Origin of the sequence: Leisingera daeponensis (genome assembly GCF_019801465.1) — a bacterium.
GTDB classification, from domain to species: domain Bacteria; phylum Pseudomonadota; class Alphaproteobacteria; order Rhodobacterales; family Rhodobacteraceae; genus Leisingera; species Leisingera daeponensis_A.
The window spans coordinates 349,814-374,402 of record NZ_JAHVJA010000003.1; the positions used below are offsets into that span (position 1 = coordinate 349,814).

25 protein-coding genes and 1 pseudogene are annotated in these 24,589 nt (G+C 63.1%); 19 read left to right on the forward strand and 7 right to left on the reverse strand.

Annotation, left to right across the window (positions count from 1 at the left end; genetic code table 11):
• From KUV26_RS10040 to ccoS, 3 genes are read left to right on the forward strand one after another with little or no spacing between them, the layout of a single operon-like run.
• A complete protein-coding gene (locus KUV26_RS10040; protein ID WP_222508234.1) occupies positions 1-465 on the forward strand; it encodes a FixH family protein in 465 nt (154 codons plus the stop codon).
• 5 nt (positions 466-470) lie between these two features.
• A complete protein-coding gene (locus KUV26_RS10045) occupies positions 471-2,648 on the forward strand; it encodes a heavy metal translocating P-type ATPase (protein WP_222508235.1) in 2,178 nt (725 codons plus the stop codon).
• Between the two features lie 29 nt (positions 2,649-2,677).
• Positions 2,678-2,836: a cbb3-type cytochrome oxidase assembly protein CcoS gene (gene ccoS / locus KUV26_RS10050; protein ID WP_222508236.1), complete on the forward strand. Its 159-nt coding sequence runs from the start codon at positions 2,678-2,680 to the stop codon at positions 2,834-2,836.
• Positions 2,837-2,993: 157 nt separating this feature from the next.
• Here ccoS and KUV26_RS10055 read toward each other — a convergent pair whose 3' ends face one another.
• The 3 genes from KUV26_RS10055 to KUV26_RS10065 all read right to left on the reverse strand — a co-directional run bounded on the left by KUV26_RS10055 (position 2,994) and on the right by KUV26_RS10065 (position 5,973).
• On the reverse strand, positions 2,994-4,631 hold the full coding sequence (locus KUV26_RS10055) for a D-alanyl-D-alanine carboxypeptidase family protein (RefSeq protein ID WP_222508237.1): 1,638 nt from the start codon (positions 4,629-4,631) through the stop codon (positions 2,994-2,996).
• A gap of 260 nt (positions 4,632-4,891) precedes the next feature.
• Positions 4,892-5,218: a hypothetical protein gene (locus KUV26_RS10060; RefSeq protein ID WP_222508238.1), complete on the reverse strand. Its 327-nt coding sequence runs from the start codon at positions 5,216-5,218 to the stop codon at positions 4,892-4,894.
• Between the two features lie 41 nt (positions 5,219-5,259).
• Positions 5,260-5,973 carry an HAD family hydrolase gene (locus KUV26_RS10065; protein ID WP_222508239.1) on the reverse strand — a complete coding sequence of 238 codons (714 nt, stop codon included), beginning with the start codon at positions 5,971-5,973 and terminating at the stop codon, positions 5,260-5,262.
• Between the two features lie 109 nt (positions 5,974-6,082).
• Between KUV26_RS10065 and clpS the strand changes: the two genes are divergently transcribed.
• From clpS to KUV26_RS10090, 5 genes are all read left to right on the forward strand, one after another.
• A complete protein-coding gene (gene clpS, locus KUV26_RS10070; RefSeq protein ID WP_409996945.1) occupies positions 6,083-6,403 on the forward strand; it encodes an ATP-dependent Clp protease adapter ClpS in 321 nt (106 codons plus the stop codon).
• 12 nt (positions 6,404-6,415) lie between these two features.
• Positions 6,416-7,405 carry a methyltransferase gene (locus KUV26_RS10075; RefSeq protein ID WP_222508240.1) on the forward strand — a complete coding sequence of 330 codons (990 nt, stop codon included), beginning with the start codon at positions 6,416-6,418 and terminating at the stop codon, positions 7,403-7,405.
• 84 nt (positions 7,406-7,489) lie between these two features.
• Entirely contained in the window at positions 7,490-8,293 is an 804-nt protein-coding gene (locus tag KUV26_RS10080; protein WP_222503398.1) for an SDR family NAD(P)-dependent oxidoreductase, read from the forward strand.
• A 24-nt stretch (positions 8,294-8,317) separates the two neighbouring features.
• Complete coding sequence (hemF, locus tag KUV26_RS10085) at positions 8,318-9,199, forward strand: oxygen-dependent coproporphyrinogen oxidase (protein WP_222508241.1); 882 nt, start codon at positions 8,318-8,320, stop codon at positions 9,197-9,199.
• A gap of 178 nt (positions 9,200-9,377) precedes the next feature.
• On the forward strand, positions 9,378-10,193 hold the full coding sequence (locus tag KUV26_RS10090) for a glycoside hydrolase family 25 protein (protein ID WP_222508242.1): 816 nt from the start codon (positions 9,378-9,380) through the stop codon (positions 10,191-10,193).
• A 127-nt stretch (positions 10,194-10,320) separates the two neighbouring features.
• Here the strand turns inward: KUV26_RS10090 and hemC are convergent, their stop codons facing one another.
• Complete coding sequence (gene hemC, locus KUV26_RS10095; protein WP_222508243.1) at positions 10,321-11,280, reverse strand: hydroxymethylbilane synthase; 960 nt, start codon at positions 11,278-11,280, stop codon at positions 10,321-10,323.
• Between the two features lie 185 nt (positions 11,281-11,465).
• On the opposite strand from hemC, the gene hemE reads away from it, so the two are divergent.
• Entirely contained in the window at positions 11,466-12,500 is a 1,035-nt protein-coding gene (hemE, locus tag KUV26_RS10100) for a uroporphyrinogen decarboxylase (protein ID WP_222508244.1), read from the forward strand.
• Positions 12,501-12,563: 63 nt separating this feature from the next.
• The gene (locus KUV26_RS10105; RefSeq protein WP_222508245.1) at positions 12,564-12,731 is read left to right on the forward strand and encodes a hypothetical protein; all 168 of its coding nucleotides are present in this window, start codon (positions 12,564-12,566) and stop codon (positions 12,729-12,731) included.
• Positions 12,732-12,733: 2 nt separating this feature from the next.
• Here the strand turns inward: KUV26_RS10105 and KUV26_RS10110 are convergent, their stop codons facing one another.
• Together KUV26_RS10110 and KUV26_RS10115 are read right to left on the reverse strand one after the other, a co-directional pair.
• Complete coding sequence (locus KUV26_RS10110) at positions 12,734-13,831, reverse strand: CaiB/BaiF CoA transferase family protein (protein ID WP_222508246.1); 1,098 nt, start codon at positions 13,829-13,831, stop codon at positions 12,734-12,736.
• A 46-nt stretch (positions 13,832-13,877) separates the two neighbouring features.
• Positions 13,878-14,741: a helix-turn-helix domain-containing protein gene (locus KUV26_RS10115; protein ID WP_222508247.1), complete on the reverse strand. Its 864-nt coding sequence runs from the start codon at positions 14,739-14,741 to the stop codon at positions 13,878-13,880.
• A 105-nt stretch (positions 14,742-14,846) separates the two neighbouring features.
• Here KUV26_RS10115 and pobA point away from each other — a divergent pair, with 105 nt between their 5' ends.
• The gene (gene pobA / locus KUV26_RS10120) at positions 14,847-16,028 is read left to right on the forward strand and encodes a 4-hydroxybenzoate 3-monooxygenase (protein ID WP_222508248.1); all 1,182 of its coding nucleotides are present in this window, start codon (positions 14,847-14,849) and stop codon (positions 16,026-16,028) included.
• A 168-nt stretch (positions 16,029-16,196) separates the two neighbouring features.
• Here pobA and KUV26_RS10125 read toward each other — a convergent pair whose 3' ends face one another.
• A complete protein-coding gene (locus KUV26_RS10125; RefSeq protein WP_222508249.1) occupies positions 16,197-16,871 on the reverse strand; it encodes an NAD(P)-dependent oxidoreductase in 675 nt (224 codons plus the stop codon).
• 208 nt (positions 16,872-17,079) lie between these two features.
• On the opposite strand from KUV26_RS10125, the gene KUV26_RS10130 reads away from it, so the two are divergent.
• The 8 genes and pseudogenes from KUV26_RS10130 to uvrC all read left to right on the forward strand — a co-directional run bounded on the left by KUV26_RS10130 (position 17,080) and on the right by uvrC (position 24,575).
• Positions 17,080-17,601: a CoxG family protein gene (locus KUV26_RS10130; protein WP_222508250.1), complete on the forward strand. Its 522-nt coding sequence runs from the start codon at positions 17,080-17,082 to the stop codon at positions 17,599-17,601.
• A gap of 111 nt (positions 17,602-17,712) precedes the next feature.
• A complete protein-coding gene (locus tag KUV26_RS10135; protein WP_222508251.1) occupies positions 17,713-18,672 on the forward strand; it encodes an ABC transporter ATP-binding protein in 960 nt (319 codons plus the stop codon).
• Complete coding sequence (locus KUV26_RS10140) at positions 18,669-19,430, forward strand: ABC transporter permease (protein WP_222503409.1); 762 nt, start codon at positions 18,669-18,671, stop codon at positions 19,428-19,430. The genes KUV26_RS10135 and KUV26_RS10140 overlap by 4 nt, the downstream gene beginning before the upstream one ends.
• Positions 19,431-19,647: 217 nt before the next feature.
• Positions 19,648-20,445: a S49 family peptidase gene (locus KUV26_RS10145; RefSeq protein ID WP_222508252.1), complete on the forward strand. Its 798-nt coding sequence runs from the start codon at positions 19,648-19,650 to the stop codon at positions 20,443-20,445.
• A gap of 1 nt (position 20,446) precedes the next feature.
• Entirely contained in the window at positions 20,447-20,620 is a 174-nt protein-coding gene (locus KUV26_RS10150) for a hypothetical protein (RefSeq protein WP_222508253.1), read from the forward strand.
• The gene (locus tag KUV26_RS10155) at positions 20,617-21,573 is read left to right on the forward strand and encodes a calcium/sodium antiporter (RefSeq protein WP_222508254.1); all 957 of its coding nucleotides are present in this window, start codon (positions 20,617-20,619) and stop codon (positions 21,571-21,573) included. Before KUV26_RS10150 ends, KUV26_RS10155 begins: the two co-directional genes overlap by 4 nt.
• A gap of 27 nt (positions 21,574-21,600) precedes the next feature.
• Positions 21,601-22,383, forward strand: a pseudogene (locus KUV26_RS10160) (SDR family oxidoreductase); the annotation flags it as partial.
• Between the two features lie 299 nt (positions 22,384-22,682).
• The gene (gene uvrC, locus KUV26_RS10165) at positions 22,683-24,575 is read left to right on the forward strand and encodes an excinuclease ABC subunit UvrC (RefSeq protein ID WP_222508255.1); all 1,893 of its coding nucleotides are present in this window, start codon (positions 22,683-22,685) and stop codon (positions 24,573-24,575) included.
• Positions 24,576-24,589 lie beyond the last annotated feature (14 nt).

Here is a 24,589-nt window from a genome sequence, read left to right on the forward strand (position 1 = left end):
ATGGCAAAGCGAGAACGCGAATTCACCGGCAAACACGCCATTCTGATGTTCGGCGGCGCCTTTGCGGTGATCATCGGGGTGAATATCGTTCTGGCCGTGAATGCGGTGAAAACCTTTCCAGGGCTGGAAGTGAAGAACTCCTACGTTGCAAGCCAGCAGTTCGATCAGCGCCGCTCTGCGCAAGAGGCGCTGGGGTGGTCGGTCTACGCGTCGGCAGCAGGCGATCAGGTGAAGCTTGAAATCACGGATGCCGACGGCACCCCTGTGGAGGTTGCCAAGCTGAGTGCAACGCTCGGCCGCGCGACCCATGTGCAGGACGACCAGCAGCCAGATTTCGCCTTTGACGGCCAGGCCTATGTCGCGCCTGCCGACCTGGGACCGGGAAACTGGAATATCCGCATGGTGGCACGGGCCAAGGATGGCACCGAATTCACCCAGCGGGTGGTCCTGCACGTGAAAGGCTGACTGTCATGACCGCCCAGTTCCGCCCCTCGCTTGCTGCCTGTCCCGCCTGCGTCGCCGCCCCGCATGAGGGAGCGGAGCAGGTGCTAACCGAGGCAAGGCTGGCGCTGTCGCTGCCAGGCATCCACTGCCAGGCCTGTATCTCGGCGGTGGAACGGGAGTTGAACGCCCACCCGGCCGTCCGTTCGGCGCGGGTGAACCTGACCCTGAAACGGGCGTTGATCGAGGCCCAGCCAACTTTGCGTGCCACTGACCTGATCCCGGTGCTGGAGGGGATCGGCTACGAGGCGCACGAACTGGACTTTGCAGCTCTTGCTGCCACCCAGAACGACAAAACGGGCCGGGACCTGCTGATGCGGCTGGCGGTGGCCTTCTTTGCCTCTATGAACGTGATGCTTCTGTCGATTTCGGTCTGGTCCGGGGCGTCTGACGCGACGCGGGACATGTTCCACTGGATTTCGGCTGCGATCACATTCCCTGCCATAATCTTCTCGGCCCAGCCCTTCTTTGCCAATGCCTGGACCGCGCTGCGGGTCGGGCGGCTGAACATGGATGTGCCGATTGTTCTTGCACTGGTGCTGGCACTTGTAACATCCCTATGGGAGACTTTTCTCTCGGGCGAGCACGCTTACTTCGACGCGGCGCTGACGCTCACGCTTTTCCTGCTGGCGGGCCGTTACCTCGATTACCGCACCCGCGCGGTGGCGCGCTCCGCAGCAGAGGAACTGGCGGCGCTGGAAGTGCCCCGTGCGATCCGGCTTCTGGACGGTGACGAATACGAGGTGCCGGTGGCAGATCTGGGCATTGGCGACCTTATCCTGGTACGCCCGGGCGGTCGGATGCCGGTGGACGGTGAGATCGTGGATGGCCAGTCGGAACTGGACCGCTCGCTGCTGACCGGGGAAACCCTGCCGGTCTTTGCCGAACCGGGCCTCGCGGTTTCCGCAGGTGAAGTGAACCTGACCGGCCCGCTGACCATCCGCGCAACTGCGGTGGGCGAGGACACCTCGCTGCACCGCATGGCCGATCTGGTCGCCATCGCAGAATCTGGCCGGTCCCGCTACACATCGCTCGCCGACAGTGCTGCGAAACTCTACGCGCCCGGTGTGCATATCCTCTCGGCGCTCGCCTTTGCAGGCTGGTATCTCTACACCTTCGACATCCGCACGGCGCTGAACATCGCCGCTGCGGTGCTGATCATCACCTGCCCCTGCGCGCTGGGCCTCGCGGTGCCTGCGGTCACCACCGCCGCTTCCGGCCGGCTGTTCAAGAAAGGCATGCTGATCAAGCACGCCACCGCACTAGAACGGCTGGCGGAGATCGATACCGCCGTCTTTGACAAGACCGGCACGCTGACTGCCGGCACGCCGGAAGTCACCAATTTGGGCGACCATGCCCGCGCGGATCTGGAGATTGCGCTGGCGCTGGCCGAAGGCTCCTCGCACCCGTTGTCGGTGGCGCTGTCCCGCGCCGCGCGGGAGGCCGGGATTAAGTCCGCGAGCGTTCAGGACATCACAGAGGTGCCCGGCTATGGTGCCGAAGGCCTGTTCCGCGGCAACCGCGTCCGGCTGGGCCGGGCGGCCTGGGTCGGCGCGGAGCAGGGCAGCCAGACAGCAGCCTGGCTTGATACCGGGGCAGGGGAAGCAAAACCCTTCCTGTTCACCGATGCTTTGCGCCCGGGCGCGGCGGAGGCCGTCAGGGCGCTGAAGGAGGCGGGCAAGGATGTGCTGCTTATCTCCGGAGACACCACCGGCGCGGTGGAGGACCTTGCAAGGCAGCTCGGCATTGCCAAATGGGTGGCCGAGGCGCTGCCTGCCGATAAATCTGCCCGGGTGCGGTTGCTGGTCGATCAGGGCAAGAAAGTGCTGATGGTTGGCGATGGCCTAAACGACACTGCGGCGCTGGCCGCGGCGCATGTTTCGATCTCCCCGGCCTCGGCCCTGGACGCGGCACGGGTGGCCTCTGACATCGTGCTTCTTGGCCAGGACCTCAGCCCGATTGCGGAGGCCTGCGGCGTGGCGTGGAAGGCCACCCGCCGCATCCGCGAGAACTTCCGCATTGCCACGCTCTACAACGTGATTGCCGTGCCATTGGCGATTGCCGGTCTGGCCACGCCCTTGATCGCAGCACTGGCGATGTCTACCTCTTCCATCACAGTCTCTCTCAATGCGTTGCGGCTGCGCTGAGCCGCTCTAGTGATACCGGTGCCCTGCCAATGAGTGTCCTTGCCTACCTGATCCCGATTTCACTTATCCTAGGCTCGATAGGGCTGGCGGCGTTTTTCTACACTGTGCGCAGCAACCAGTATGACGACCCAGAAGGCGATGCCCGCCGGATTCTCAGTGATGAATGGGACGACAAGCCGAAACCCTGAACTGATCCCGCTTCCGCAGGTGACCAGTCCGGTCAGAAGGCGGCGTTTCGTAAGAAGACTATAGTGGCAGGCGGGAGAATCTGCGGAAAGCGGGCAGGACCGAGGCAGGAAAAAGGCGCCTTCGAAGGCGCCTGTGCCGGTTGCAATTGCCGGGTGCTCAGGACGGGCCGATCGGCTCGCAGTTTACGTTGCGGGCGTTTAGGCGGCGGCAGGCCAATTCCGCTTGCTCTTGGGTCATACCCAGGAAATTGGCTTCGAATCCCCGGCGGGTCTTCGCAACTTTGCGCAGGGTGCCATCCAGGGTTTCCAGTTCAGACAGCGCAGTCCGCAGAAGCACCTTCTCAGCCTGATAGCGGCTGGTGTAGAGGCCGACATTGACACCCCAGTAGCGCCCGCCGGACGTGGAAAGACGGGTCACAACCACAGGCTCCGGCTCAGGCGAGGCCGCAGCCAGGCTTGCCGGGCGTGCCACCGGGCGCAGACCGGTGAAAGGTACTTTTTGCACGGCAGCGATGACCACTGGATTTGCCTCTTCCGCGGCAGGCAGGGGGTCCGCCTCCGCTTCGGCCAGTGCAAACGCAATGCTGTCACGCAACGCGTCTCCCTGAAGTGCACCGTCCGCGCTGACGGTCTGCACGTTTTCGATCGGCCCTTCCGCGGCATCCTCTGCAGCGGCGTCCACCTTCGCAGCGTCAGTTGTTTCCGCGCTTGCGGTGTCCGCGGGCGGTGTTTGCAAGGCTTCCTCAAGAGCCGCGACGAGCACAGGCGAATCGCTGCTGCCCGGGCGGGTCTTCGGGCGCAGGCTGGTGTTCACCTGGCCGCTCACCCGGATCGTCTTGCCCGCCACCCCGTGCGAGGGGTCGTCATCGGCATCGGCAATCACCACATTACCCGCACCCTGATAGGCCGGCCTCTGAGGCTTGCGCAGGGCCGCACGCGATGGCGCCCGGCGGAAACCGAGATCCAGCAGTTCCGCTACCTTGGCGTTGCGCGCGGCGGTGGACTTTCCGCCGAATACCGTAGCAATGATCCGTTCGTCGCCGCGCTTGGCAGAGGCTACCAGATTGAACCCTGCCGCTCGGGTGTATCCGGTCTTGATTCCGTCTGCACCGCGGTAGGCAGCCAGCAGGCGGCGGTTGGTGTTTGGCACTTCGCGAATGCCGGCGTGGGTCGAGCGGCGCGAGAACAGGTTGTAGTACTCGGGGTAGTCATAGAGCAGGTGCCGCCCCAGCGTGGTCATGTCGCTGGCGGTGGACAAATGCCCGCTGGCGGTCAGGCCATGAGCATTCTTGAAGGTTGTGCGATTCATCCCCAGCGCTTTCGCCGTGCGGTTCATCCGGCGGGCAAAAGCGGCCTCGGACCCCGAAAGGGTCTCGCCGATAGCAGTGGCCGCGTCATTGGCGGACTTCACCGCTGCGGCACGGATCAGGTAGCGGAAAGCAATTTTCTGGCCGGATTGCAGCCCTAGTTTCGAGGGCGGCTCGGCAGCGGCGTTGCGGCTGATCCGGACTTTGGTGTCCAGTGTGATCTCGCCGTTCCGCACTGCTTCGAATGCAATGTAGAGCGTCATCATTTTGGTGAGTGACGCCGGGTGCAGCCTGGTGTCAGCATTGCGCGAATGCAGTACTTCGCCGGTGCGGGCGTCGATTACCATCGCCGCGTAGGGCGCAGCGGAGGCCCGCTGCGGCTGCAACGCCACGGTAAATACTGCCAAAAGAAAAACCGCGGCTGCCCATAGGAACCGGGTACGGGGATACCGGCCAGACGCCGGATTGTCCTGCGTGATCACTGCCATGTTTGCCTCGTGCCGCCGGTTTTCCGGCTGACGTTTTTGCCTGTTAGCAAAAGCGTAACACAGGGTTGATGAGGAATAAACAGGGACGAAAGGGGGAGAACCGCATCACAGGCGGCAGGCTGCCTGCATTTTGTGTTTGAGGCCTCCAAGCCCTCTAAATGCGGTAAGTGCTAACAGAAGGTTACCAAAAAAAGTTGTACAGATGAGCAGGCTGGCGGTGTTTTCTGGATGTGACAACGCCGCCGAGCCGCTCCGGCCTCTCAAACCGTGTGAGAATTCGTGACGTAAAAAGGGGTAGAGTAGCTGAGGCCAAGGGAGAATTCGCAGTGCTGATGCAGCCTCTGCTTGATGCGGCTTTCCAGGTCCGCCAGCAGCGCCAGGGAAAACGTCTCATCACGGTGCGGCTTGGTCAGCAGGGCGATGCTGACCATGAGATGAGTGTGGTGGAACAGCTGCGCCGGATAGGCGCGTCCCTTGCAGGCGCCGGCACCGCTGTCGTGCTCCTGAATAATGGATTCGATTTCCGCCAGAATGGCGTCGGCATCAATCTCCAGATCGCAGGAGTATTTCAGTTCTGCATGCGGCATTTTTCCTGGCTCCCTTGGCGTTCGCCATGGGATAACGCCGCCTAGCCCAGGCTGTCCACCAGATCCGCCAGTCCGCCCAGATCGGTGATCTCTTTGTACCGCGGGCTGTGCTCCGGCGCTGCGGCGTGCTCTACTTCCCAGACCAGCCCGTGCGGCACATAGGTGCCCCAGCCGCCGGCCTCGATCACCGGCAAAACGTCAGAGCGCATGGAATTGCCAACCATCATCGCGCGGTCCGCGCCGTCGCCATGGCGGGCGAAGATGTCCATGTAGACCTCCGGCGTCTTTTCCGACACCACTTCGACCCCGTCGAACAGCTCGCCGAGGCCGGACTGAGCAAGCTTGCGCTCTTGGTCCAGCAGGTCGCCCTTGGTGATCAGCACTACTTTGTAGCGTCCGGCAAGGGCTTCCACCGCTTCCCGCGCATGCGGCAGCAGCTCGATCGGGTAGGACAGCATCATCTGGCCAGCGGTGATCAGCTCCTTGATCACGGCGCCCGGCACCCGTTCTTCCGTCACGTCGATCGCGGTTTCGATCATCGACAGGGTGAACCCCTTCACCCCGTAGCCATAGCGCCCCAGATTGCGTTTTTCAGCGTCCAGCAGCTGTCGTTCCAGCTGCTCCGGACCGATGTCGGCGGGCGTGTGATCCAGCAGCAATTCGGCAAACCGTTCCTGCGTGACGCGGAAGAACCGTTCGTTGTGCCAGAGGGTATCGTCGGCATCAAAGCCGATTGTTGTCAAATTAGGTGTCAATCTGCGGGTCTCAGTCTCTTTTCCTGAACAGCTAAGAGGCTATATAAGCGTCACAGGAAATTCCATGCACCACTGGATCAAATTGCTTATGCCGCTGCAGCCCTTGAAGATGACCGATCATTCTGACGACGACACGGAAGCCGGCGTCCTGACCAAGACGCGGCCCAAGACCAAGCGCCCGCCGCGCTACAAGGTGCTGCTGCTGAACGACGATTACACCCCGATGGAATTCGTGGTGATGGTGCTGGAGCGGTTCTTCGGCATGACCCACGCGCAGGCGTTCGAGATCATGCTGACCGTGCATAAGAAGGGCGTTGCCGTGGTCGGCGTGTTCAGTCATGAGGTGGCGGAAACCAAGGTGGGCCAGGTGATGGATTTCGCCCGCCGCCACCAGCACCCGCTGCAGTGTACTATGGAAAAAGAAGAATAAAGAGGCCCTTAAATGTCCGTTCGCTTGTCCCTGGCCGCCCAATCGGGCGGCTTTGCTGTGCCTGCCGAGGGCCGCATCGCCGTGTTCCACCCGCGCGTGGAGCATGATCTGTCCGCGCTGCCCAAGGATCAGGTTCTGGTCATTCAGCCGTTCCGCCCGGACCACGATCACTTTCAAGGGCAGGGGTATGAATGCGCCCCGTCGCTGGAGGTCGGCGCGGACTATGCCGCCGCTGTTGTCTTCCTGCCGCGGGCCAAGGCGCTGGCCCGGATGCTGGTGGCGCAGGCTGCTGCCGCCACCCATGGCCAGGTGCTGATCGACGGCGCCAAGACCGAAGGCATTGATTCGCTTCTGAAGGACCTGCGCAAGCGTTGCACGCCCTCGGCGCCGGTCTCCAAGGCGCATGGCAAGGTGTTCTGGGTCGACGGCGGTACCGACCTGTCCGTCTGGCTGCCCGAAGGCCCTCAGCAGGTCGAGGGCTTCATCACTGCGCCCGGCGTGTTCTCGTCGGATGGCATCGACCCGGCCTCCCGCATGCTGGCCGCGGCTCTGCCGCAGAAACTGGGCCGCTGTGTTGCCGACCTGGGGGCGGGCTGGGGCTACCTGTCAGCACAAGTGCTGAAGCACGAGGAGGTCGAAGAATTGCATCTGGCCGAGGCCGACCACGCGGCGCTGGCCTGTGCCCGCCTGAACGCCGCCGACCCGCGGTCGCATTTCCACTGGGCTGATGCCCGGAGCTGGAAGGTGCCTGGTCCGGTGAACACCGTGGTGATGAACCCGCCGTTTCACACAGGCCGCGCGGCGGAACCGTCGCTGGGGCAGGCCTTTATCGGCGCGGCGGCGGCCATGCTGGCCGCAAACGGCAGCCTCTGGATGGTGGCCAACCGGCATTTGCCCTACGAGACCGCTCTTTCGGAACGGTTCGTCCAGGTGCGCGAAGAGGGCGGCGACAACCGCTTCAAGATCCTGCACGCGGCCAAGCCGAAACGCGGGCGGAAGTAACCGAAGGCGCGGCGCAATGATGGTTTCCAAACCCGCAGGCGCGGTCTAACGTGCGCACGAAATGCTCTAGGGGAGTACCCTTTTATGTCCTTTTCCATCTCCGGCAAGACCGCCATCGTGACCGGCGCCGCCAGCGGCATCGGTCTGGCGATCGGCAAGCAATTTGCTGACGCCGGCGCCAATGTGATGTTTGCCGATCAATTCGAGGCACAGCTGGTCGATGAACTGGGGGAACAGGCCGACGAAGGCAATATCCGCTATTTTGCCGGCGACCTGCGTGAACGGTTGACCATTGCCAACCTGCTGTCCGCCACCATTGACGCCTTTGATGACATCGACATTCTGGTCAACGGGGCCCGGCAGGTGGTGGCCACCGATGCGCTCGACCCGCAGGACGAAACCCTGGACCAGCTTTTGAACCACAGCCTGCTGCCAACAGTGCGGCTGTCCCAGCAGGTGGCCAGGCGGATGATCAAGCAGGGCGAGGAGCGCGAAGGGGACGGTCCCCTTGGCAGCATCATCAACCTGTCCTCTATCGCGGCCCGCCGCACCCACCCGGACCTGATGGCCTATTCGGTGGCCTCTGCCGCGCTGGATCAGGTGACGCGTTCTCTGGCGGTCTCGCTGGCACCGCATCGGATCCGGGTGAACTCGATTGCCTTTGGCTCGGTGATGAGCGCCTCCATGCAGGCAACCCTCAAGGAAAACCGCAGCTTCCGTCAGGATATCGAGGCGCATACCCCGCTGGGCCGGGTTGCGGCCCCGACCGAACTGACTGAAACGGCGCAATACCTTGCCTCCGATGCCTCCGGCTTCATGACCGGGCAGGTGGTTACGCTGGACGGCGGCCGCACTCTGCTGGACCCTGTATCCGCGCCGATGCACTGATTGGAAAGACCTGTGACTGCTGAAATGAAAGAGGAAAAGGCCAAGGCGGCCGCTTGGTTCCGGGAATTGCGCGATCAGATCGTTGCTGCGTTCGAGGGGCTGGAGGACAGCCACAGCGAAGGCCCATTCTCGGATATGGAGGCGGGCCGGTTCGAGGTGACGGAAACCAAACGCACTTCCGACGATGGCTCCGACGCGGGCGGCGGGCTGATGAGCGTAATGCGCGGCGGCCGGGTGTTCGAGAAGGTTGGTGTTAACATATCCGAGGTTTACGGCACCCTGGGCGCGCGTGCCCAGAATGCGATGGCGGCGCGCAAGGGCACCCCGGGGATGAAGGATGATCCGCGGTTCTGGGCCTCAGGCATCTCGCTTGTCGCCCATATGCGCAACCCGCATGTGCCGGCCGTGCATATGAATACCCGCATGTTCTGGACCCCGCATGCCTGGTGGTTCGGCGGCGGCTCTGACCTCAATCCCTGTATCGAGTACGCTGAGGATACCGAGCATTTCCACGGGCAGCAGAAGCAGCATCTGGACCTGCACGGAGCGGAGCTCTACCCGCGGCTCAAGGCATGGGCCGATGAGTATTTCTACATCCCCCATCGCAAGCGCGCTCGCGGAGTCGGCGGCATCTTCATGGACGATCAGAACTCCGGCGATTGGGCTGCGGATTTTGCCCTGACCCAGGATATCGGCCGCGCCTTCCTGCCGGCTTACGTGCCACTGGTCGAGAAACGCCGGGTGCAGGACTACTCCGATGCCGACAAGGACGCCCAGCTGATCCACCGCGGCCTCTATGCGGAATACAATCTGGTATATGACCGCGGCACAAAGTTCGGGCTGGAAACAGGCCACGACGCCAACGCGGTTCTGATGAGCCTGCCGCCTTTGGCCAAATGGGTCTGAGCCGGGCTCAGCCCTGAAACAGACATCGCGCCGCTGATCAGCGGCGCGTTTTTCTTGCGGCGGATTTACGCTGATCTGCGCTCATCGGGGCGCGACATTGCGCTAACCTGCGCTAAGATGAAAAGCAACAGGCAAAGAAAAGAGCAGTTATCACGAAACGAGGCAGGGAGCACATCACATGCGCAGACTGGTTCTTGGGGCATTGGCACTGGCATTGGCAGCGGGCTGCGGCAGGCCGCCGGAAAGGGGTGCCGGCGCCCCGGCTGTTACCCGCACCGAACCCGCCAACGCCCGGCTCGCAGGGCTTTCCACCTATCCCCGTTTCGGCGACCGCGACCCGCATGATTGGGACGGGCGCAAGCCTTGGTCCTACCCGGTTCACGGCATCGACGTCTCGCGCTACCAGGGCGATATCGACTGGCACAAGGTGCGCCGCTCCGGCGTTTCCTTTGCCTATATCAAGGCAACCGAAGGCGGTGACCACACCGACGCAAAGTTCCGCGACAACTGGCACGGCGCGCGCGCCGCGGGCATCAAGCACGGCGCTTATCACTATTATTATTTCTGCCGCCCGGCTGCGGAGCAGGCGCAATGGTTCATCCGCCATGTGCCTAAAGACCCGAACGCATTGCCGCCGGTGCTGGACATGGAGTGGAATCACCGCTCCCGCACCTGCCGCACGCGGCCTGACGGCGCCACCGTGCGGGCCGAGGCGCGCAAGTTCCTGAACATCATGGAGCGCCACTACGGCAAGCGCCCGGTTGTCTACACCACGGTGGATTTCTACCGCGACACCGGCATCGGCAGTCTTGGCGGCACCGAGTTCTGGCTGCGCTCCGTCGCGGGCCACCCGCAAAAGGTCTACCCGGGCAAGGCCTGGAGCTTCTGGCAGTATTCCGGCACCGGCGAGGTGCCCGGGATTGCGGGCGACGTCGATCTCAACACCTTCCGCGGCAGCCCCGAAAGCTGGCTCAGGTGGTCCGGGCAGATCTGACGCCGGGCAGGGGCTTTGCCCTCTCGCGCCCTGGGCGCTCACCCCCTGGATTTTTTCAGCCGGATGAAGAGCGGATCCTTAATTCATCTGGCCCCAAATATCCCGGAGCGCGAGGCCGCGCCTCGCTTCAGGCCTTCCAGTCGAAGAAGCCCTTGCCGGCCTTCTCCAGCAGCTTGGCCGCCATCTCCCGGCCCAGCTCCGCACCGTCCTCGACTGCACAGGTCTGGTCGTCACTGATCGCCTCCGACCCGTCCGGCCGCAGCACCTCGCCGCGCAGGCGCAGGGTGGTGCCGTCCAGCTCCGCCAGCCCCGCAATCGGCGTCTCGCAGGAACCATCAAGCGCCGCCAGGAACGCCCGTTCCGCCGCCAGGCGCTGACCCGTCTCATGGTCATGGATCGCCGCCAGCATATCACCCGCGCGGCTGTCATCTGTGCGCCGCTCGATGCCGATGGCGCCCTGCGCCACCGCGGGCAGCATGTCGCTGGTCTCAATCGCAGTGGCAGGCACTTCGTCCATCGCCAGACGGTTCAGGCCCGCCATCGCCAGGAAGGTGCACCCCGCCACGCCCTCGGACAGTTTGCGCAGGCGGGTCTGCACATTACCGCGGAACTCCACCACCTTCAGGTCCGGGCGGCGATTGAGCAGCTGCGCCCGGCGGCGCAGAGAGGAGGTGCCGACCACCGCGCCCTCCGCCAGATCATGCAAGGACTTCAGCGCAGGAGAAATAAACGCATCCCGCACGTCCTCGCGCGGCAGATAGGTGTCCAGCGCCAGCCCCTCAGGCTGCGCGACCGGCATGTCCTTCATCGAATGCACCGCAATGTCGATGGCACCCGACAACAGGTCCTCTTCGATTTCCTTGGTGAACAGCCCCTTGCCGCCCAATTCCTTCAGCGGCTTGTCCGCCGCAATCAGCGCCTGATTGTCGCCGGTGGTCTTGATCACCACGATCTCGAACGCCTCCTGCGGCAGATCAAAGGCCGCGGCCAGGCGCGCGCGGGTCTCATACGCCTGGGCCAGCGCCAGCGGCGATCCGCGGGTGCCGATCTTCAGGGGCGAAGCGGGGGAGGGCAGGGTCAGTGTCATGCAGAAAGCCATAAATCAGTTTGCATCCCGGAGGAAACCGGTTTTTGCGCATCTCCCACGGGCCGGGCGCGCGGGCTTTGACATAGGACAAGGCGCAACCGCGCCGGGCGCGGCACATCGCCCCTGCTCTTGACATTCCGCCTCTCAGGCATGACCTCAGGAGCCAGCTGACAAAGAGGATGACCATGGCCGGACAAAAGAAGCTGCTGCGCGCATTGGCGGGTGAAAAACAGGATGTGCCGCCGATCTGGATGATGCGCCAGGCAGGCCGCTACCTGCCGGAGTACCGCGCCACACGTGCCCAGGCCGGGGATTTCCTGTCGCTCTGCTACAATCCCGATCTGGCCGCCGAGGTGACCCTGCAGCCGATCCGCCGCTATGGTTTTGACGCTGCGATCCTTTTTGCCGATATCCTCTTGGTGCCGCAGGCGCTGGGCGCTGACCTGTGGTTCGTGACCGGCGAAGGCCCGCGGCTCTCCACCATCACGACCGAGGCGGACTTCGCCAAGCTGGGCCCCGCGTCAGATATTCACGAAACGCTGACCCCGATCTATGAAACTGTCCGCATCCTGTCGCGCGAACTGCCCGCGGAAACCACGCTGATCGGCTTCGCCGGCGCGCCCTGGACTGTCGCCACCTATATGGTCGCAGGCCGCGGCACCCCGGATCAGGGGCCTGCTCATGCACTGCGCGAGGAAAACACCGCCCTGTTCGAGGCGCTGCTGGCGCGCATCACCGAGGCGACAATCGACTACCTCTCCAAGCAGATCGAGGCCGGGGCCGAAGTCGTCAAGATCTTTGACAGCTGGGCCGGCTCGCTGAAGGGCGAGGCATTCCAGAAATACGCGCTGGAGCCCTGCCGCCAGATCACCCAGGCGCTGAAGGAACGCCACCCGGGCATCCCCGTCATCGGCTTCCCGCGCGAGGCAGGCGAAAATTACGTGGGTTTTGCCGAGGCAACCGGCGTCGACTGCGTGGCGCTGGACAACTCGGTTGATCCGGAATGGGCTGCGGCCAATGTGCAGGTGGACCGCTGCGTGCAGGGCAACCTGGCCTCCCGCCACATGGTGACGGGCGGGCAGGATCTGGTCGAAGACACCCGCCGTATTGTCCAAGCCTTCCGGAACGGTCCGCATATCTTTAATCTGGGCCACGGCATCACTCCCGACGCGGACCCGGACAATGTGCAGCTGATGATTGATACGGTCCGCAACGGCTGATCTTGTGTTATCTATCAAGATGCGGCAATAGCCGCATCTTCGGATACATCCAGAGGTCTCACGATGGACTACAGCAGAATGGGCGGCGCCCGCGCGGGCAGCAACAAGCCTCGTCATTCGGAACACAATGCCAAGGGCACTAAGAAAAATCCTTTTGGCAAGCAGTCGGACAAGACCGAGCTGCTTAGGCGGATGAAGGCAGCCGCCGAGAAGGCCAAGAAAGAAGACTGAGCTTACTCCCGGTCCAGCTTCGCCAGGATTTCCTCGCTGTGCTGGCCGCGATGCGGGATTTCCGGCGGCGTCCATTCAGGCTGGCCGGAAAACCGCGGGGCAGGGGCTGCTTGCAGCATGCCCTGCTCTTCAACCCAGGTGCCGCGGGCGTTCATCGCATGCGCTTGGGCCTCCTCCGGGTTCAGCACCGGGGCCACGCAGGCATCACTCCCCTCGAACAAGGCCGCCCAGTGATCGCGCGGCTGGCTGGCGAAGATGCCGGCAAGACGGCCGGTCAACGCGGGCCAAACGGTGTTTTCGAACTGCTGCTGGAAGTCTGCATCTTCTGACAGTCCCAGCTTTTCCAGAAACACCGCATAGAACTTCGGCTCCAGGCATTGCACCGAAACATAGCCGCCATCGGCGCAGGCATAAGTGCGGCTCCAATGCGGCCCGTCGAGCAGGTTTGCTCCACGTGTGACGCCAAAGTTCCCGGCCTGGCGGATGCTCATCAACAGGTTCATCATATGGGCTGAGCCGTCATAGATCGCGGCATCGACCACGCAGCCCGCGCCGCTGGACTGCGCCTTGAGAATGCCCGCCAGCATTCCCGCCACCAGATACATCGCGCCGCCGCCAATATCACCGACCAGCGTGGCGGGCGTCAGCGGCACGTCACCGGGGGCGGAGGCATACCACAGCGCACCCGATAGTGAGATGTAATTGAGGTCATGCCCCGCCGCATGGGCCAGCGGGCTGTCCTGCCCCCAGCCGGTCATCCGGCCATAGACCAGACCTGGGTTCACCGCGTGGCAGTCTTCGGGACCGAGGCCCAGACGCTCCATCACACCGGGGCGGAAGCCCTCGATCAGGCCATGTGCGTTTTTGGCAAGTTTCAGGAAGGTCCCGGCATCGGCGGGGTCCTTGAGGTCCAGCGTGATCGACCGCTTGCCCCGGTCCAGCAGCGAGCTTTCCGGCATCCCCGGTGTACGGCCCGGTGTACGGGGGGTGTTCGGGCGGTGCACGCAGATCACCTCCGCCCCGAGGTCGGCCAGTGTCATCGCGGCAAAGGGGCCGGGGCCCAGGCCCTCGACCTCCAGAATGCGGATCCCTTGCAGCATTTTGCGCTCCCTTTGCGATGGCCTGCAAGGTCCAGTCTGCTCCGGCTCAGCCGCTTCCGGCAAGCTGCTGGCGGAATTTCCGTGGCGGCATTCCGGTGCCCTTGGCAAACATCCGGCTGAAATGCGCGGGATCGTTGAAGCCCAGTTCATAGGCAATCTGCACCGCGGTCAGGTTGGTATAGATCAGCAGCCGCCGCGCCTCCCGCAGCACCCTGGCATTGACCAGCGCCGAAGCCGGCTGGCCGGTGGCCTGATGCGCGATCCGGTTCAGATGGGTCGGTGACACCGCCAGCTCATCCGCGTATTCCGCCAGCGGGCGGCGCAGACGAAAGTCGCGCTCAACCAGCGCCTCGAAGCGAGCGAACAGCGTGCTATGCTGCGCCTGCGCAGAAGCATCATGGCCGGCGGCAATGGCGCGCGCAGCCGCAGCGGTGAGCGAAAGCGCCAGTCCGCGAAGCATCTGCGCCCGGCCGAAGTCGCGGCGGCGGCAGTATTCGCTGAAAAGCTGCTCTGCCAGATCCTGAAGGCCGCCAGGCAGCGGCCGCACAGCAGGCAGATCCAGCAGCGCCCGCACCCCTTCGCCGGGTGTCAGGTTCTGGTCCAGCAGATCGGAGGTCAGAGTGATCACCCAACCGCCGGTACCGCTGCCAAACCGGAACCCATGCACAACGCCGCGGGGCACATTGATCAGGCAAGGCGGGGTGAGGTAATGTCTGTTTCCGTCAAGTTCCGCCTCTCCCGTCCCGCTGATCAGCACCAGCAGCTGATGCAGCCTGGCGTGCCGGTGCGGCCGCAATTCCCAGTCATGCAGCTCAGACCTGGCACGAATTGTCTCTACATGCAGCACATCAGCTAGTTCGGCGGTTTCTCCGAACAGATTGTAGCTGTCGATGCGGGTTGAGAGATTCATGTGCGAAATATACAAGTAGTGGCGCGCTTGGTCCATTCGCAAAATTGCGCCGCCGGCGCATAATTCCCCTCGCACGAAAGCAGCAAACGATCATGGGGAACGCGCATGTCCACGCATCAGACGCAGGTTGTCATCATTGGCGGCGGGCCTTCGGGGCTGCTGCTGTCGCAGCTTTTGTACCGTAAGGGGATCAGTTCGATCGTGCTGGAGAAGCACACACGGGAGCATGTGCTGGGCAGGATCCGGGCGGGCGTGCTGGAGCATGGTTTCGTCAACCTGATGCGCGAGGCGGGCTGCGGTGAACGAATGGACCGTGAAGGGGAAATCCACGAGGGCTTCCATATTGCCCATCAGGGGCAGCTGGACCGGATCGACCTGGCAAAGCACACCGGCGGCGAGACGGTGATGGTTTATGGCCAGACCGAAGTGACCCGTGACCTCTATGATGCGCGCGATGCGATGGGCGGCATGATCATTCACGAAGCGCAGAATGTGCAGCCTCATGCGCTGACCGAAACCCGTCCTCACGTGACCTGGGAGCAGAATGGAGAGACGAAACGGGTAGAGTGCGACTTCATCGTCGGCGCCGATGGTTTCCACGGGGTCAGCCGCAAGTCGATCCCGGCGGAGGTGCTGAAGGAGTACGAGAAGGTTTATCCCTTCGGCTGGCTGGGGGTTCTGTCGGAAACGCCGCCAGTGGCTGAGGAGCTGATCTATGCCCGGCACGAGCGCGGCTTCGCGCTGTGTTCGCTGCGCAGCCGCGTGCTGAGCCGCTATTACATCCAAGTGCCGCTGACCGACCGCGTGGAGGATTGGAGCGATGCGGCGTTCTGGCAGGAGCTGAAACGGCGGCTGCCGCAGGACGTGGCGGCGGGCCTGCAGACCGGGCCTTCGATCGAGAAATCCATCGCCCCCCTGCGCAGCTTCGTGGCGGAGCCGATGCGGTACGGAAATCTGTTCCTGGCGGGTGACGCGGCCCATATCGTGCCGCCCACCGGCGCTAAGGGGCTGAACCTGGCAGCATCGGATATCCATTACCTCTACCATGGGTTCCTGGACCACTACCTGAATGGGGATAGCGGCGGGCTGCATGGCTATTCGGAAAAGGCACTGGCCCGGGTCTGGAAGGCGGAGCGGTTCAGCTGGTGGATGACCAACCTGCTGCACCGGGCGCCGGAGGGGTCGGAGACGGACCTGCGGCTGCAGCGGGCCGAACTGGACTACCTGTTTTCCTCAGAGGCAGCACAGGTGTCGCTGGCGGAAAATTACGTCGGGCTGCCCTACTGAGGGCGCTGTCCAGCGGCTGATCCGGTCATCGGGCGAGCAAAGGGCTCCCGCGGCTTTGCCAGGCATTGCAGATGCCAGGGAAAGCCTTGGGCCCGGCGCCGCGCTGGCGCGCAGCGCTGCAGCACGCGGCCACGTGCTGCTTGGCCCAACGCTGCCCCAAGGGCGGCGTTAGCCGACCGCCAGGGCGGGGGCGGGAGCGCCCCAGGCAACGGTCAGCTTCTGCCGGATGCCGCGCGGGGTTTCGGCCAGATCCAGCAGCGCCGCGCCGAAATCGGCAAAGGAAATCTGCGAGTTGCCCTTTGCATCGGTGACCAGCGTGTCGGTGCCGAAGCGGTAGCTGCCGGTCTGCGGCCCCTCCGTCAGCATCGCGGGCGGGCGCAGGCAGGTCCATTGCGCCTCTGTTTCCGCCTCCAGCAGCGCGTCCTGCGCGGCGCAGGCCTCTGCAATCGGGCGGACGCTTTCGGGCAGGAAACCGGGAGCGCTCAGCACCGTGTGGCCGCTGCCGTCGGCCAGTTTCAGCGTTGCAGCGCCGCCGGTGACCAGAACCGGGATCCCGGCTTTCCGGGCCGCCGCCAGCGCAGTGCGGGTCAGCGGCACCAGGTCCGGCTCGCGCCCAGCGGGCGGGCGCAGGGTGCTGATGGCCAGATCATGGCCCGCGGCGGCGTCTGCTGCAGCTTGCGGCTCTGCCAGCAGATCCAGTGCCAGCGGTGTCACCAGCGGGCTGGCCGCCGCCAGGGCCTGCGGGTGGCGTGCAACCGCGGTGACCTGGTGGCCGCGGGCAACGGCCGCCTGCAATGCTGCACCGCCGGCGTCTCCAGTGGCGCCAAAGAGAATGATCTTCATGGTGTGCTCCTGTGTTGGTTTTGTATTTGTCTTGATATCGAGATAGTTGTCAAAAATCTTGACGTCAAGATAAAATCGGCCAAACCGCCGCCGGCAAGAGTGCCGGGAGCGGCCGCAAGATGCCTGAATGTCACTGCGGGCTTGGCAGGGGCGGAGCAGGGGGCTAGGTCTGGAACAGACCGTAAGCAAGCGCCAGGGAGGCTCCACCATGCAGATGAGTGACCAGAAAGAGATCGCCGCTGACCCCGCAACCGTCTATGCGGCGCTGCTGAGCCCGGAGGTGCTGCAGGCCTGCGTGCCCGGCGCGCAGGAAGTGACCGGCACGCCGGAGAACGGGTTCGAGGCCACGGTCACTCAGAAGGTGGGGCCAGTCAAAGCCACCTTTAAGGGGCAGGTTACGCTGTCGGATCTGGTTGCAAACGAGAAGCTGACCATCTCCGGCGAGGGCAAGGGCGGCGCGGCGGGATTCGCCAAAGGCGGTGCGGTGGTGGCGCTGGCGCCGTCGGAAACCGGCACATTGCTGGCCTATGACGTTGAAGCCAAGGTCGGCGGCAAGCTGGCGCAGCTGGGCAGCCGGATCATCGACGGCTTTGCCAAAAAGATGGCGGATCAGTTCTTTGCCAACCTGCAGGCGCATCTGGCGCCGGAAGAGGAAAGCCAGGATGGCGATACGCCGGAAGAGGGTGAAGAGAAGAAAGGCTGGTTCAGTAAGGTGACAGGCCGTAGCTGACCCCTGCACTGGCGCACATGCCATTCTGCGGACTGATCCGCGGCGCAGGGCTGGCAGATGCGGCAAACCGCCGCTAGGGTGGCCGGGATTTGAGACCATCCCGGAGGCATCATGGCAGCGATCCTGTCCATCCGCGATCTGCGCAAAACATACGATGGCGGTTTCCAGGCGCTGAAAGGCGTCTCGCTGGATATTGAAGAAGGTGAAATACTGGCACTGCTCGGCCCCAATGGCGCCGGCAAAACCACACTGATCTCGACCATTTGCGGCATTACCACTGCGACCTCCGGCAGCGTCTGCGTGGGTGGTTTCGACAATGTTTCGCAGTTCCGGCAGGCCCGCGCCCTGATCGGATTGGTGCCGCAGGAAATCACGCTGGAGCCCTTTGCCAAGGTGCATGACACCGTCATGTTTTCACGCGGGCTGTTCGGCAAGCCTGCGGACCCGCCCCGGATCGAAGCAGTGCTGCGCAAGCTTTCGCTGTGGGAAAAGCGGGACGCTAAGATCATGGAGCTATCCGGCGGCATGAAGCGGCGGGTGCTGATTGCCAAGGCGCTGGCCCATGATCCGCAGATCCTGTTCTTGGATGAGCCGACTGCAGGCGTTGATGTTGAACTGCGCAAGGACATGTGGGAGATCGTGGGGGAGCTGAAGGCAAGCGGCGTCACCATCATCCTGACCACCCACTATATTGAAGAAGCCGAGGCGATTGCCGACCGGGTCGGGGTTATCACCGGCGGCGATTTGCTGCTGGTCGAGGAAAAGGAGCGGCTGATGGCCCGGATGGGGCAGAAGCAGTTGGAAGTTCAGCTGACAGAGCCGATTGACGCACTCCCGGAACAGCTTGCAGGGCATAACCTGCAGCTGGTGAATGGCGGCGGCGCGCTGCTTTACACCTATGACACGCGGGCTGAGCGCACCGGTATTACCACGCTTCTGAATGATGTGGCAGAGGCCGGCCTGGTGCTGGCGGATGTGCAGACGCGGGAATCCAGCCTTGAAGACATCTTCGTTGGCCTCGTTGCACGCAACGGTGGCGGTGAAGCAGCAGTTTCAGGAGACGCAGCGTGAACTGGACAGCAGTCGCCACCATTTACAAGGCGGAAATGGCGCGCTTCTGGCGCACTTTCCTGCAAAGCTTCATCTCGCCGGTGCTGTCCACATCGCTCTACTTCGTGGTGTTCGGCAGTGCCATCGGCAGCCGCATCCAGGAGGTCGACGGGGTTGAATACGGTGCCTTCATCGTGCCAGGGCTGATCATGCTGTCTGTAATCACCCAGAGCATTTCCAACGCCTCCTTCGGGATCTATTTCCCCAAGTTCATCGGTAACATCTATGAAATCCTCTCAGCACCGATCAACTTCCTGGAGGTGGTCGCAGGCTTTGTCGGAGCGGCGGCGACAAAGTCGCTGTTTATCGGCACTGTGATCCTGTGCACGGCCGCGCTATTTGTGGACCTCAGCATTCAGCACCCCTTTGCGATGGTTGCCTTTCTGGTGCTGACCTGCCTCAGTTTTTCGCTGATGGGGTTCATCATCGGCATCTGGGCGGGCAATTTCGAACAGCTCCAGCTAGTGCCGCTATTGGTGGTGACACCGCTGGTGTTTCTGGGCGGCTCCTTTTACTCGATTTCGATGCTGCCGCCGATATGGCAGACGATTACCCTGTTCAACCCGGTTGTCTATCTGGTCTCGGGCTTCCGATGGGCGTTCTTCGGCCAAGCGGATGTGCCGGTGCTGCTGAGCCTGTGCGCCATTGGCGGCTTTACTCTGGCTTGCATGGGGGTCATCTGGTGGATCTTCAAGACGGGCTGGCGCATCCGCGCCTGACGCTTGAGGAGTAGCCTGACGCCGCAGGAGTAGCCTGCCGCCTGCAGGAGCGGCTAACCACATGGCTTCTGCCTGTTCCGTGCGCGGCCCGCTGCTCTTCCCGGTTTGCAGCGGGGGCGTTGCAATTTTGCCTGCTACCGCGCGGTTTTTGCATTTCAGGGAATTTCCCCGGGCGGGGCACCTTGTTTCACCCGGTGCCGGCCTCTACATCGGCGCCATGAGATTTCACCTGCCTTTCCTGAAACGGCCGCCACTGGTTGCAGTCGTGCGTCTGAACGGCGCTATCGGCATGCCCGGCCGCGGCTCGCTAAGTGATGCCGCGCTGGCTCCGGTGCTGGAGCGCGCCTTCCGCAAGGGCAAGCCTGCGGCGGTAGCCCTGGAGATCAATTCGCCAGGTGGTTCGCCCGTGCAAAGCTCGCTGATCGGCGCCCGCATCCGGGCGCTTTCCGAAGAACTGAACGTGCCGGTCTATGCCTTTGTCGAGGATGTTGCCGCTTCCGGGGGCTACTGGCTGGCAGCTGCTGCGGATGAAATCTGGGCGGATGCGAGCTCTGTTCTGGGCTCTGTCGGGGTGATATCCTCAGGTTTCGGTGCCCATGTGTTTCTGGCCCGTCAGGGGGTGGAGCGGCGGGTCCATACCGCGGGGGAGAGCAAATCCATGCTGGACCCGTTCCGCCCGGAAAACCCGGAGGATGTGAAGCGCCTCAAGGTGATCCTGAACGACATTCACGCCAACTTCATCGACCATGTCACCGAACGCCGGGGGGGGAAGCTGCACAGTGATGAAAACCTGTTCACCGGTGAAGTCTGGCTGGCACGCCGGGCGGAAGAACTGGGGCTGATCGACGGCATCGGCCACTTGAAATCCAAGATGCAGGAACGTTACGGCGAGAAGGTCCGCTTCCGCCGCTATGGCCTCAAGAAACCGCTGCTCAGCCGCTTCGGCCTGCAGATCGCGCAGGACGCGTTGGCCGGGATCGAGGAGCGTGCCGAGTTCGCGCGTTTCGGGCTCTGACGTGCTGTTCAAGATCGTTGCAATCTTTCTGGTGGTGATGGCTGTGCTTGCGATGTTCGGCAAGCTGCGGTTTCCCGGCCAGAAGCACATCAATTCCAGGCGCTGCCCCTCCTGTGGCCGCTTCAAGATCGGCAAGGGACCTTGCGTCTGTAAAAAAGGAGATCGTGGCAAATGATGCCATGGCTGTATTCGGCGCTTGGCCTGTTGATCCTGCTGCTGGCCGGCGATGCGCTGGTGCGCGGCGCAGTGAACCTCAGTCTGCGGCTTGGGGTGCCTGCGCTGATCGTCAGCCTGACCATTGTCGCCTTCGGCACGTCGGCACCAGAGCTGCTGATTGCCATCAAGGCGGTTAGCCACAATGCGGACGGCATCGCACTGGGTAACGTGGTGGGATCTAACACTGCCAATATCCTGCTTGTGCTGGGCATTCCTGCGATGATGCGCGCGCTGCACACGAGCGAATGCAGCACCCGCAAGAACTATATCTTCATGCTGGGCGCCTCGGTGCTGTTCATCGGCCTGGCATTTTGCGGCACTTTCACCATCTGGTCCGGGCTGATCCTTCTGGCAGCGCTTGCCGGGGTACTGGGGGTGGCATTTCACGAGGCCCGCAATCACCGCCGCAACGGTAATGGCTGCGCGGCGGAGACAGACCTGGAAGAGATCGAGGAAGCGGACCCGGACATGCCCTATTGGCGGGTCTGCACCTATCTGCTGCTGGGCCTGGTCGGCCTGCCGCTGGGGGCCGACATGCTGGTCGACAATGCGACGGTCATCGCCCGCCTTTATGGAATCAGCGAGACCGTTATCGGCCTAACATTGGTGGCCGTCGGAACGTCGCTGCCAGAGCTGGCGACTACTGTGATGGCGGCGCTGCGGCGCCAGGCGGATGTTGCGCTTGGCAATGTGATCGGCTCTAACATGTTCAACCTCCTGGCCATTATCGGTGTTGCAACCTTTATCGGCCCGATCTCTGTGGACCCGGAGTTCCTGCGGTTTGACCTGTGGGTGATGCTGGCAGCCTCGCTGCTGCTGATCCCGTTCGTGTTTTTCAAGCAGGACATCACCCGCACATGGGGCGTTATTCTCACGGCACTCTATCTGGCCTATCTCTTCGTCCTGTTCTAACTCTGTCACTGCAAGAGCAGCAGGGAGGCGCAGATGCGGGCATTGGTGACCGGAGCGGGCAAACGGCTGGGCCGGGCCATGGCGCTGGAGCTTGCGGCACAGGGATATGACGTGGCTGTCCACTATGCCTCCTCGTCTGGCGAGGCTGAGGACACTGCTGCCCAGGTCTGCAAAATGGGCCGCCAGGCAGTGGCCTTGCAGGCGGACCTGCTGGAGGAGGATCAGGCCCAGGCGCTCCTGCCGCGTGCGGCAGCAGCACTGGGCGGTCCGGTAACTTGCCTGGTCAATAATGCATCCGTGTTCGAGCACGACACCTTGGAAACGGCCACCCGTGGCAGCTGGGACCGTCATTTGGACAGCAACCTGAGGGCGCCCTTTGTGCTGCTGCAGGCGATGGCGGCGCAGGATGTCGGGCTGACTTGCGACCAAGGCGGCGAACCGCTTGCCTGGGGGCTGGCGGTCAACATGATCGATCAGCGTGTGCGCAAGCTGACCCCTGAGTTCATGAGTTACACCCTTGCAAAATCGGCGCTGTGGACGCTGACCCGGACCGCGGCCCAGTCGCTGGCGCCTCGGATCCGGGTCAACGCCATTGGCCCGGGGCCGACGCTGCAGGGCCCGCGGCAAAGCTCAGAGCAGTTTTCCCGCCAGCGCAAGGCCACGATCCTGCAGCGCGGTGCGGATGCGGGTGACGTCACTGCGGCCCTCAGCTATCTGCTGCAAGCCAAGGCTGTGACCGGCCAGATGATCTGTGTCGATGGCGGCCAGCACCTGGGCTGGCAGACCCCCGACAGCTGCGGGCTTGAGTGACGCATACAGGGGCAGAACTGCCCCTTTTGATGCAAGTTTTGCACCGGTCCGGATGCCGTCACGGAAGCGTTACAAAAGTGCCTTTGTTTTCAGAACCTTGTCAGGGGTGCGGAAAAGTTTTCATTGAAAACATTATCTTATCACGTTGCCTATTTTTTAGGCATCCGTCCAAAACGGCCAGAATATAAGAGAAAAGACGGGATAGCCCAAAGATATCTCCGTAGTTATCCACAGCATCCGTGGATTTTCCCGCACTTGATCCCGGCAAGCAAACATTGCAGCCACGGCCGGGGAATCATATGTCTGGGCGCATGACTAACCAGCCTTCCGATGCAGCCCCGGATTCGCCAACCCGCACCGGTTATGCGGTAATCCAGGATTATGTGAAAACACTGGACGCATCGCCCGGCGTTTACCGGATGCTGGATGCGGACAGCCGGGTTCTGTACGTCGGCAAGGCGCGCAATCTGAAGGCAAGGGTGTCGAATTACACGCGGCCCGGAAACAGCCCGCGGATCGAGCGGATGATCGCGCTCACCGCCTCGATGATGTTCCTGACCACCCGCACAGAGACCGAGGCGCTGCTGCTGGAGCAGAACCTGATCAAACAGTTGAAGCCTAAGTACAATGTGCTGTTGCGCGATGACAAAAGCTTCCCGAATATTCTTGTGGCCAAGGATCACGCCTTTCCGCAGATCAAGAAGCACCGTGGCGCCCGCAAGCAGAAGGGCAGCTATTTCGGCCCCTTCGCCAGCGCAGGGGCGGTGAACCGGACGCTGAACCAGCTGCAGAAGGCATTTCTGCTGCGCAACTGCTCGGATTCCATGTTCGAGACCCGTACGCGCCCCTGCCTGCAATACCAGATCAAGCGCTGCACCGCGCCTTGCACCGGGCTGATCAGTGAAGAGGATTATGCCGCCAGTGTCCGCGACGCCGAACGTTTTCTGTCCGGCCGCTCCACCAAGATCCAGGAGGAGTTGGCAGAGCAGATGATGGCGGCCTCCGAGGCGATGGAGTTCGAGCGTGCGGCGGCGCTGCGCGACCGGATCAAGGCGCTGACCCAGGTGCAGACAAGTCAGGGCATCAACCCGCGCGGTGTCGCCGAGGCGGATGTGGTCGGCCTGCATATGGAGGGCGGCCAGGCTTGCGTGCAGGTGTTCTTCATCCGCGCCAACCAGAACTGGGGCAACCAGGATTTCTATCCACGTGTGGATGCCGACAACAGCCCGGCGGAGATCATGGAGGCCTTCCTCGGCCAGTTTTACAGCAACAAGGAGCCGCCGCGTCAGCTGATCCTGTCCGATGCGATTGAGAATGCCGACCTGATGGAAGCGGCGCTGAGCGAAAAAGCGGACCGCAAGGTGGAACTGCTGGTGCCCCAGCGCGGCGAGAAGACCGAGCTGGTCGCCTTTGCCGTGCGTAACGCGCGCGAAAGCCTGGCTCGCCGCATGGCTGAAAGCGCGACCCAGGCCAAGCTCTTGCGCAGCTTGGCCGAGGCTTTCGGGCTGGACAGCCCGCCGCAACGGATCGAAGTTTACGACAACTCGCACATTCAGGGCACCAATGCGGTGGGCGGCATGATCGTGATGGGGCCGGAGGGTTTCATGAAAAACGCCTACCGCAAGTTCAATATCCGGGGGGACGACCTGGTGCCCGGCGATGACTTCGGCATGATGAAAGAGGTTCTGAACCGCCGCTTCTCGCGCCTGCTGAAGGAAGACCCGGACCGGGACAAGGGCCTTTGGCCGGATTTGCTGCTGATCGACGGCGGCGCCGGCCAGGTCTCGGCTGTGGCGGAGATCATGGAAGAACACGGCGTGCAGGACATTCCCATGATCGGCGTCGCAAAGGGCGTGGACCGTGACCACGGCAAGGAAGAGTTCTACCGTCCCGGCAAAAGCGCCTTCGCCCTGCAGCGCAACGATCCGGTGCTCTATTTCATTCAGCGGATGCGGGACGAGGCGCACAGGTTCGCGATCGGCACACACCGCGCCAAACGCGCCAAGGCGCTGAGCGCCACGCCGCTGGATGAGGTGTCCGGCGTCGGCGCGTCGCGCAAGCGCGCATTGCTGGCCCATTTCGGCAGCGCCAAGGCGGTAAGCCGCGCCAATCTGGCCGATCTCAAGGCGGTGGACGGGATATCCGAAGCCCTGGCGGAACGCATCTATGACCACTTCCACGGGCAGAGCTAGACCACCCGACTTGG

Coding starts and splice junctions, on each gene's coding strand:
- KUV26_RS10115 (WP_222508247.1), bottom strand. CDS start 14,741: ATGAATCTCTCAACCCGCATCGACAGCTACAATCTGTTCGGAGAAACC.
- uvrC (WP_222508255.1), top strand. CDS start 22,683: ATGTCTGGGCGCATGACTAACCAGCCTTCCGATGCAGCCCCGGATTCG.
- KUV26_RS10130 (WP_222508250.1), top strand. CDS start 17,080: ATGCAGATGAGTGACCAGAAAGAGATCGCCGCTGACCCCGCAACCGTC.
- ccoS (WP_222508236.1), top strand. CDS start 2,678: ATGAGTGTCCTTGCCTACCTGATCCCGATTTCACTTATCCTAGGCTCG.
- pobA (WP_222508248.1), top strand. CDS start 14,847: ATGTCCACGCATCAGACGCAGGTTGTCATCATTGGCGGCGGGCCTTCG.
- KUV26_RS10105 (WP_222508245.1), top strand. CDS start 12,564: ATGGACTACAGCAGAATGGGCGGCGCCCGCGCGGGCAGCAACAAGCCT.
- KUV26_RS10155 (WP_222508254.1), top strand. CDS start 20,617: ATGATGCCATGGCTGTATTCGGCGCTTGGCCTGTTGATCCTGCTGCTG.
- KUV26_RS10080 (WP_222503398.1), top strand. CDS start 7,490: ATGTCCTTTTCCATCTCCGGCAAGACCGCCATCGTGACCGGCGCCGCC.
- KUV26_RS10090 (WP_222508242.1), top strand. CDS start 9,378: ATGCGCAGACTGGTTCTTGGGGCATTGGCACTGGCATTGGCAGCGGGC.
- KUV26_RS10055 (WP_222508237.1), bottom strand. CDS start 4,631: ATGGCAGTGATCACGCAGGACAATCCGGCGTCTGGCCGGTATCCCCGT.
- KUV26_RS10045 (WP_222508235.1), top strand. CDS start 471: ATGACCGCCCAGTTCCGCCCCTCGCTTGCTGCCTGTCCCGCCTGCGTC.
- clpS (WP_409996945.1), top strand. CDS start 6,083: ATGACCGATCATTCTGACGACGACACGGAAGCCGGCGTCCTGACCAAG.
- KUV26_RS10135 (WP_222508251.1), top strand. CDS start 17,713: ATGGCAGCGATCCTGTCCATCCGCGATCTGCGCAAAACATACGATGGC.
- hemF (WP_222508241.1), top strand. CDS start 8,318: ATGAAAGAGGAAAAGGCCAAGGCGGCCGCTTGGTTCCGGGAATTGCGC.
- KUV26_RS10125 (WP_222508249.1), bottom strand. CDS start 16,871: ATGAAGATCATTCTCTTTGGCGCCACTGGAGACGCCGGCGGTGCAGCA.
- hemC (WP_222508243.1), bottom strand. CDS start 11,280: ATGACACTGACCCTGCCCTCCCCCGCTTCGCCCCTGAAGATCGGCACC.
- KUV26_RS10145 (WP_222508252.1), top strand. CDS start 19,648: ATGAGATTTCACCTGCCTTTCCTGAAACGGCCGCCACTGGTTGCAGTC.
- KUV26_RS10075 (WP_222508240.1), top strand. CDS start 6,416: ATGTCCGTTCGCTTGTCCCTGGCCGCCCAATCGGGCGGCTTTGCTGTG.
- KUV26_RS10110 (WP_222508246.1), bottom strand. CDS start 13,831: ATGCTGCAAGGGATCCGCATTCTGGAGGTCGAGGGCCTGGGCCCCGGC.
- KUV26_RS10040 (WP_222508234.1), top strand. CDS start 1: ATGGCAAAGCGAGAACGCGAATTCACCGGCAAACACGCCATTCTGATG.
- hemE (WP_222508244.1), top strand. CDS start 11,466: ATGGCCGGACAAAAGAAGCTGCTGCGCGCATTGGCGGGTGAAAAACAG.
- KUV26_RS10060 (WP_222508238.1), bottom strand. CDS start 5,218: ATGCCGCATGCAGAACTGAAATACTCCTGCGATCTGGAGATTGATGCC.